The sequence below is a fragment of the Pseudomonas sp. XP2 genome (genome assembly GCF_053557975.1).
Map to the genome: position 1 here is coordinate 20,758 of NZ_JBNRIK010000027.1, position 6,801 is coordinate 27,558.

The 6,801-nt window shown below is 64.0% G+C and carries 6 protein-coding genes; 3 read left to right on the plus strand and 3 right to left on the minus strand.

Annotated elements, in window-relative coordinates:
* Nucleotides 1–98 precede the first annotated feature (98 nt).
* From ACK1VC_RS23240 to ACK1VC_RS23250, 3 genes are read left to right on the plus strand one after another with little or no spacing between them, the layout of a single operon-like run.
* The gene (locus ACK1VC_RS23240; RefSeq protein WP_060517479.1) at nt 99–1,016 is read left to right on the plus strand and encodes a putative 2-dehydropantoate 2-reductase; all 918 of its coding nucleotides are present in this window, start codon (nt 99–101) and stop codon (nt 1,014–1,016) included.
* Between the two features lie 38 nt (nt 1,017–1,054).
* Nucleotides 1,055–3,079, plus strand: a complete 2,025-nt coding sequence (locus ACK1VC_RS23245; protein ID WP_016488948.1) for a sensor histidine kinase — start codon at nt 1,055–1,057, stop codon at nt 3,077–3,079.
* Between the two features lies 1 nt (nt 3,080).
* Nucleotides 3,081–3,647 (plus strand): cob(I)yrinic acid a,c-diamide adenosyltransferase, encoded by a 567-nt coding sequence (locus tag ACK1VC_RS23250; protein WP_016488949.1) that lies wholly within the window; start codon nt 3,081–3,083, stop codon nt 3,645–3,647.
* Between the two features lie 140 nt (nt 3,648–3,787).
* On the opposite strand, the gene ACK1VC_RS23255 is transcribed toward ACK1VC_RS23250, so the two are convergent.
* The 3 genes from ACK1VC_RS23255 to argJ all read right to left on the minus strand — a co-directional run bounded on the left by ACK1VC_RS23255 (nt 3,788) and on the right by argJ (nt 6,734).
* On the minus strand, nt 3,788–4,732 hold the full coding sequence (locus ACK1VC_RS23255) for a Nudix family hydrolase (protein WP_191086947.1): 945 nt from the start codon (nt 4,730–4,732) through the stop codon (nt 3,788–3,790).
* The gene (locus ACK1VC_RS23260; protein WP_023048840.1) at nt 4,729–5,361 is read right to left on the minus strand and encodes a glutathione S-transferase family protein; all 633 of its coding nucleotides are present in this window, start codon (nt 5,359–5,361) and stop codon (nt 4,729–4,731) included. Before ACK1VC_RS23260 ends, ACK1VC_RS23255 begins: the two co-directional genes overlap by 4 nt.
* A gap of 155 nt (nt 5,362–5,516) precedes the next feature.
* On the minus strand, nt 5,517–6,734 hold the full coding sequence (gene argJ, locus ACK1VC_RS23265; RefSeq protein WP_060517478.1) for a bifunctional glutamate N-acetyltransferase/amino-acid acetyltransferase ArgJ: 1,218 nt from the start codon (nt 6,732–6,734) through the stop codon (nt 5,517–5,519).
* Nucleotides 6,735–6,801 lie beyond the last annotated feature (67 nt).

Sequence of the window (6,801 nt, forward strand, 5' to 3'; positions counted from 1 at the left end):
TTGTTCTCCCAAAATAAAAGCGCGCTCAGGCTGAAGATGGAGCGCGCTGGGTTTGACGGTTAAAATGCGGACTCATTATAACGGGTTGCGAAACGCATATGAGCAGCACCTGGCATATTCTCGGCGCCGGTAGCCTGGGCAGCCTATGGGCCTGCCGCCTGGCGCGCACAGGCAAGGCAGTGCGCCTGATCCTGCGTGACGGGCAACGGCTGCAGGCTTATCAGCAGGCTGGCGGCCTGACACTGGTCGAACAGGACCACTCCCAGCACTACGCCATCCCTGCCGAAACCGCGCAGGCACAGGGCCCCATCCACCGCCTGCTGGTGGCCTGCAAGGCCTACGACGCAGCCCCGGCGATCGCCAGTGTGGCAGCGCGTCTGGCCGAGGGGGCCGAAGTACTGTTGCTGCAAAACGGCCTGGGCAGCCAGGACGAAGTGGCCGACCTGGTGCCCCACGCACGCTGCATCTTCGCCTCCAGCACTGAAGGGGCCTTTCGCGAGGGGGACTGGCAGGTGCGCTTTGCCGGCCACGGTTTCAACTGGCTGGGCGACCCACGCAACCCGACAACACCCGCCTGGTTCGATGACCTGCACCAAGCCGGCATACCTGCCGAGTGGACGGTCGATATCCTCACCCGCCTGTGGCGCAAGCTGGCGCTCAACTGCGCCATCAACCCGCTGACCGTGCTACACGAATGCCAGAACGGCGGGTTGCTTGGGCACCTGGCTGAAGTCGATGCGCTGTGCGCCGAACTGGTCCAGTTGCTGCGGCGCTGCGGCCAGCCGCAAGCGGCAGATGAGCTCAGCGAAGAAGTGCAGCGGGTGATCCTTGCCACCGCAGCCAACTACTCTTCCATGTATCAGGATGTGCGCGCGGGCCGACGCACCGAGGTGCACTACCTGCTCGGCCATGCCTGTCGGGCGGCCGGGCGCCACGGCCTGCAACTGCCACAGCTTGAACACTTGCTGCAGCGCCTGGTCGATAACTTGCGCATGCGTGGCTTGCCCTGCGACTGACGCGCCCCTTTCAACCGGATACGGACATTGTCTAGCCCATGACCTTGCGCCAACGCCTGGAAAACCTCCCGGTCGGGCAGAAGCTGCTGGCGGCCCTGCTGGTATTGCTGGTGACCATCCTGCTGGTGGCCAACCTCACCTTCATTAGCGCCGCCTACTGGATCACCCAGGAAAGCATGGCGCCGCAGGCACTGCAGACCATCGGCCGGCTGGTGGCCAACCCGCAGCTGGCGGCCCGCGCTGGCGACACCCCGGAAACCGCCAGTGCCCTGCTCAAGGAACTGGACAGCTACACGCCGCTACGCGCCGCCGCTGTCTACGGCGGCGACGGGCGTATGCTGGCACAGCTGCAGCATGGCGAGCCGCTGGCCCTGCCCAAGCGTTTTCGCAACATAGACGGCTGGCGCCTGATGGAGTTTCGCAGCACCCAGCTGATCCGCATACCGCGCGACGCCAACCCGCCTGCACACCTGCTGCTGGTGGCCAGCAGCGAGCTGCCCATGGCGTTCTACACCGGCACACTGAGCGCCAGCCTGGGCATACTGGTGTTCAGCATCCTGCTGTGGATTGTGGTCGCCCGGCAGATAAAACGCCTGATCACCCAGCCGATCAACCAGCTCGAAGAGCTCAGCCGCCAGGTCACCCGCGAAGAGAGCTACGCCTTGCGGGCCAAGCGCGGCAACGACGACGAAATCGGCAGCCTGGCCGAAGCCTTCAACACCATGCTCTCGCGCATCGAAGGCCGCGAGCAGCAGCTAAAACGCGCACGAGACGAATTCCAGAGCGCCTACGACCAGGCCCAGGGCCTGGCCGAGGAAACCCGCCATACCAACCGCAAACTTGAGTTGGAAGTGCAGGTGCGCAGCAAGATCGAGAAAAAACTCACAGGCTTCCAGAACTACCTCAACAGCATCATCGACTCGATGCCCTCGGCGCTGATCGCCCTCGACGAACAGCTCTACGTGACCCAGTGGAACCACGAAGCCACGGTGCTTTCCGGTACGCCACTGGACGAAGCGCTGAACCAGCCAGTATTCATTGCCTTCGAGCCGCTCAAGCCGTTCTTGCCACAGTTGAAGGAAACCGTGGAAAAGCACCGCGTCGCGAAAATCGAGCGGGTCACCTGGCCCAAAGGCGATGACCTGCGCCACTACGCTTTGACCTTCTACCCCCTGACCGGCGGCGGTGGGCGCGGCGTGGTGATCCGTATCGATGACATTACCCAGCGCCTGTCGCTGGAAGAGATGATGGTGCAATCCGAAAAGATGCTCTCGGTCGGTGGACTGGCGGCGGGCATGGCCCACGAGATCAACAACCCGCTGGGCGCCATCCTGCACAACGTGCAAAACATTCGCCGGCGCCTGTCGTCCGAGCTGCCGCGCAACCAGGAGCAGGCCGAAGAGCTGGGCATCGACCTGGCCACGGTCAACCGCTACCTGGACAGCCGTGAGGTGCCACAGTTGCTCGATGGCATTCAGCAGGCCGGTGCCAGGGCAGCGAAGATCGTTACCCACATGCTCAGCTTCAGCCGCCGCAGCAACCGCCAGTTGGCGCCGTGCGACCTGCCGGCACTGATCGACCAGGCGGTGGAAATTGCTGGCAATGACTTTGACCTGGCCATCGGCTTCGACTTCAAGGGCCAGGCCATCGTGCGCCAATTCGACCCGGAGTTGGGCCCTGTGCCATGCACCGCCAACGAACTGGAACAGGTACTGCTCAACCTGCTGAAAAATGCGGCTCAGGCCATCCACGTGCGGCCACAGCCCAGCGAGCCCGGGCGCATCACCCTGCGCACCCGGCTGAACCCGCCATGGGCGGAAATCCAGGTCGAGGACAATGGCGTCGGCATGCCCGAGGCGGTGCGCAAACGCACCTTCGAGCCGTTCTTCACCACCAAGGAAATCGGCCAAGGCACCGGCCTGGGCCTGTCGGTTTCGTATTTCATCATCACCAACAACCACAAGGGGCAGATGGAAGTGCAGTCCACGCCCGGCCAGGGCACCTGCTTTACCCTGCGCCTGCCCCTTGGCCAGCCGGCGACGCCGGCCAACACGGAGAAGTGACATGGGCTACCGCCTGTCGAAGATCTACACACGCACCGGCGACACGGGCGAAACCGGCCTGGGCGACGGACGCCGGGTGCCCAAAGACCACCCGCGGATCGAGGCAATTGGCGAGGTGGACAGCCTGAACAGCCAGTTGGGCTTGCTGCTTGCGGGGCTGGACGAGCAAGGCCTGGACGAGGTGAGCGCCGTACTGATGCCGTGTCAGCACCGCTTGTTCGACCTGGGCGGTGAGCTGGCGATGCCGAGCTACCAGGCATTGACCCTGGCGGAGGTGGAACGCCTGGAAGCAGCCATCGATGTGTGGAACGAAGAGCTGGGGCCGTTGAAGAACTTCATTTTACCCAGTGGTTCGGCGCTGGTGGCGCAAGCGCATGTGTGCCGCAGCCTGGCGCGCAGTGCAGAGCGACGTTGTCAGCAGTTGAATGCCGTGGAGCCACTGGAAGGCGTTGGGTTGGCGTACATCAACCGGCTTTCCGATCTGTTGTTCGTGGCGGCGCGGATCATCGGGCGGCGCCAGGGGGTGGATGAGGTTTTGTGGCAGCCTGCCGAGAAACCCAAAGGCTGATATTTCTGGGGCTGCTTTCAGCCCATTCGCGGGACAAGCCCGCTCCCACAGGTACCTCACTGCCCTGAGGTTCGGCGCATTACCTGTGGGAGCGGGCTTGCCCCGCGAATGGGCCGCGCAGCGGCCCCTGTTCAGGCAACTCACCTCTCGGGCCAGAACGCCCGGATCCCGGCAACACCCTGTGCCCCGGCTTCCCAGGCTTGCTCGCGCTGATCAGGCCCTACCCCACCCAGCAGGTAGACCGGTTTGTTGAACCCGGCTATCAACCGCTGCGCCTCATCCCACCCTAGCGGCACTGCCTCAGGGTGGGTCTGGGTCGCCTGCACCGGCGACAAGGTGACAAAGTCCACGCCCATCTGCTCCGCCAGCGCCAGCTCCTCGGCGCTGTGGCAGGACGCTGCCAGCCAGCGCTCATTGGGAAATGGCCGGCCCTTGGCCGCGTACTTGCGCAGTTGCGCGGCCGTCAGGTGCCAGCCGGCCGCAGGGAAGTCACCCAGCCACTCCAGCGGCCCCTTGAGCATCAGCTGTGCCTTGCCTGCACACAGCCCGACTGCATCCACCGCGACATCGCGATACTTGGGGTCGTACATGTCCGGCGCCCGCAGCTGGATCAGGCGAGTACCGTTGGCCACCGCCTTCTGGATGCCCTTGAGCATCTGTGGCACTTCCAGGCCATCCGGGGTAATCAGGTACTGATCCGGCAGCCGCGCCGCAGCAACGATGGGCTTGTTGGCTTCAGGAAATTCATAGTGCGACAGATCCCGCGGGGCCACCCACTCCAGCGGCTGCCCTTCTGCGCCATGAGGTGCGCCCGTGAACGCTTCGACCTCGCGCACGTCCAGCAGCACCTGTTTGTCCGGGTAGTCATGGCTGACCTTGATCAGTGCACGCGAACGGGTCACCTCGATGCCCAACTCTTCGCGCAGCTCACGGGCCAGGGCCGCTTCAACGCCTTCGCCCTCTTCCAGCTTGCCGCCGGGAAACTCCCACAGGCCGCCCTGGTGCTGGGTATCGGCCCTGCGTGCAATCAGAATGCGGCCGTCAGTACCTCGAATGACCGCCGCTACAACATGTATCCGTTTCACCCTTCACGCTCCGCCAGGCCGGCCTGCTGCCACGCCTGGAAGGCTGGCCACTGATAAATGGTTTCGATATAGGCTGCCGCCTCTGCCGGCACCTCCACGCGGTAGCTGCGCAGGCGCACGGCCACCGGGGCGAAGAAGGCGTCGGCCAGGGTCGGCTTGCCGAACAGGAACGGGCCGCTGTCCTTGGCCACCACGCGGCATTCGGACCACAGCGCGACGATACGGTCGATGTCGACCTGCACGTCCAGCGGCACAGTGTCGAGGGCCTGGTCACGCGACAAGTCGAACGGCATGGCCCCGCGCAGGGCAAAGAAACCGCTGTGCATCTGCGCGCAAGCCGAACGGGCCTGGGCGCGGGCGGCTGCGTCAGCAGGCCACAGTTGAGCGTCGGGGTGCTGTTCGTTGAGGTATTCGGCGATGGCCAGAGAATCGGCGATCACACCGTGCTCGCTCTTGAGCAACGGCACCTTGCCAGTGGAGGAAAATGCAAGGATACGCTGACGAGTATCAGGCTGGTTCAGCTTGATCACGGTTTCTTCGTAGGGCACGCCGGCCAGCTCGAGGGCCAGGGCGCCACGCAGCGACCAGGAGGAATACAGCTTGTCGCCGATGATCAGGTGATAGCTCATGGTTCGGCTCCATCAGGTTTGTATTGCAAAACCCGCAGGCTGCTGCGCAGCCTTTCGCGGGCAAGCCCGCTCCTACAAGGACCGCACCGCTCCTACAGGCCTTGCAAAACCTGTGGGAGCGGGCTTGCCCGCGAAGAGGCCTTCGGATCAGTAGATCAAGTACGGTATTCAGCGTTGATCTTCACGTACTCGTGGGACAGGTCGGTGGTCCAGATGGTTTCGCTGCACTGGCCACGGCCCAGTTCGATACGGATGGTGATCTCTTCCTGGGCCATCACTGCCGAACCCTGTGCTTCGGTGTAGCTCGGGTCGCGGCCACCTTTGCTGGCGATGCACACGCTGTCCAGGTACACGTCGATCAGGCTTACATCCAGCTCCGGCACGCCAGCACGGCCAACGGCGGCCAGGATGCGGCCCCAGTTCGGGTCGGAGGCGAACAGGGCGGTCTTGATCAATGGCGAGTGGGCCACGGCATAGCCGACATCCAGGCATTCCTGGTGGTTGCCACCACCGTTGACCTGCACGGTCACGAACTTGGTGGCGCCTTCGCCGTCACGGACGATGGCCTGGGCCACTTCCATGCACACTTCGAACACCGCCTTTTTCAGGGCTTCGAACAGCGCGCCGCTGGCTTCGGTGACCTCTGGCAGGTTGGCCTTGCCGGTGGCAATCAACATGCAGCAATCGTTGGTCGAGGTGTCGCCATCGATGGTAATGCGGTTGAACGACTTGTTGGCGCCGTCCAGCATCAGGTCCTTGAGTACCGCCGGGGCAACCTTGGCGTCGGTAGCGATGTAGCCGAGCATGGTGGCCATGTTCGGGCGGATCATGCCTGCACCCTTGCTGATGCCGGTGACGGTAACGGTCACGCCATCGTGCTGGAACTGGCGGCTGGCACCCTTGGGCAGGGTATCGGTAGTCATGATGCCGGTGGCAGCTTCCGCCCAGTGGTTTTCCGACAAGTTGTCGAGGGCAGCCTGCAGTGCACCTTCGATCTTCTCGACCGGCAGTGGCTCGCCGATCACGCCGGTGGAAAACGGCAGTACAGACTCGGCCGGCACGCCAGCCAGCTCGGCCAGCTTGGCGCAGGTACGTTCGGCTGCGGCCAAGCCTGGCGCGCCCGTGCCTGCGTTGGCGTTACCGGTGTTGGTCAGCAGGTAGCGCACGGTGCCCTGTACACGCTGCTTGGCCAGGATCACCGGTGCTGCGCAGAAGGCGTTGAGGGTAAACACACCAGCCACGCTGGAGCCTTCGGCACAGCGCATGACCACCACATCCTTGCGCCCCGGGCGCTTGATGCCGGCAGAAGCGATGCCGAGTTCAAAACCCGGTACCGGGTGCAGGGTGGGCAAAGGACCAAGACCAACAGCCATTAGAGCGCTCCTAGAAAAACGGTGAAGTGATGATGGAAGAGCGGGGGGGGGGGGGGGGCCCCCCCCG